This is a genomic window from Propionigenium maris DSM 9537, from assembly GCF_027925155.1.
GTDB lineage: Bacteria > Fusobacteriota > Fusobacteriia > Fusobacteriales > Fusobacteriaceae > Propionigenium > Propionigenium maris.
The window spans coordinates 1-1,088 of record NZ_BSDY01000060.1 but is presented as its reverse complement, the minus strand read 5'-3'; the positions used below and the strand labels follow the sequence as shown (position 1 = coordinate 1,088).

Annotated in this window: 1 protein-coding gene; it reads right to left on the bottom strand. The window is 45.4% G+C overall.

Annotated features, from left to right (window positions below; genetic code table 11):
* Window positions 1-20 precede the first annotated feature (20 nt).
* Window positions 21-1,088, bottom strand: a 1,068-nt coding sequence (gene tuf / locus QMG11_RS19990) for an elongation factor Tu (RefSeq protein WP_281838226.1), incomplete at its 5' end; no start/stop codon positions are given.

Genomic DNA, 1,088 nt, shown 5'->3' with positions numbered 1-1,088 from the left:
TGAAATTATAAGTAAGTTAATTACTTAGTGATAGTAGCAACTACTCCAGAAGCTACAGTTCTTCCACCTTCTCTGATTGCGAATCTAAGTCCCTCTTCCATTGCGATTGGGTGGATTAGATCAACAGTCATCTCGATGTTGTCTCCAGGCATTACCATTTCTACACCTTCAGGAAGTGCGATTGCTCCTGTGATGTCAGTAGTTCTGAAGTAGAACTGAGGTCTGTATCCTGAGAAGAATGGAGTATGTCTTCCTCCCTCTTCCTTAGTTAGTACGTATACCTCTGAAGTGAATCCAGTGTGAGGGTTGATAGTTCCAGGGTGAGCAAGAACTTGTCCTCTCTCAACGTCTTCCTTCTTGATTCCTCTTAGAAGTGCTCCGATGTTATCTCCAGCCTCTCCTTGATCAAGAAGCTTTCTGAACATCTCTACTCCTGTACAAGTTGTCTTCTGAGTATCTTTGATACCGATGATCTCGATCTCTTCTCCAACTTTGATGATTCCTCTCTCTACTCTTCCAGTTACAACTGTTCCTCTACCTGTGATAGTGAAAACGTCCTCTACTGGCATTAGGAATGGCTGATCTACTGCTCTCTCAGGAGTTGGGATGTATGAATCTACTGCATCCATAAGCTCCATGATCTTGTCAACCCACTGCTGCTCTCCGTTAAGTGCTCCAAGAGATGATCCAGCGATTACTGGTAGGTCGTCTCCAGGGAATCCGTACTCAGAAAGAAGCTCTCTTACTTCCATCTCAACTAGCTCAAGAAGCTCTTCGTCGTCTACCATGTCCGCTTTGTTCATGTATACGATGATGTAAGGTACACCAACCTGTCTTGAAAGTAGGATGTGCTCTCTTGTCTGAGGCATTGGACCGTCAGCTGCTGATACTACAAGGATAGCACCGTCCATCTGAGCCGCTCCAGTGATCATGTTCTTTACGTAGTCCGCGTGACCTGGACAGTCAACGTGAGCGTAGTGTCTGTTAGCAGTCTCATACTCGATGTGAGCAGTGTTGATAGTGATTCCTCTTTCTCTCTCTTCTGGAGCCTGGTCGATGTTCTCGAAATCAACCTTCTCAGCTAGTCC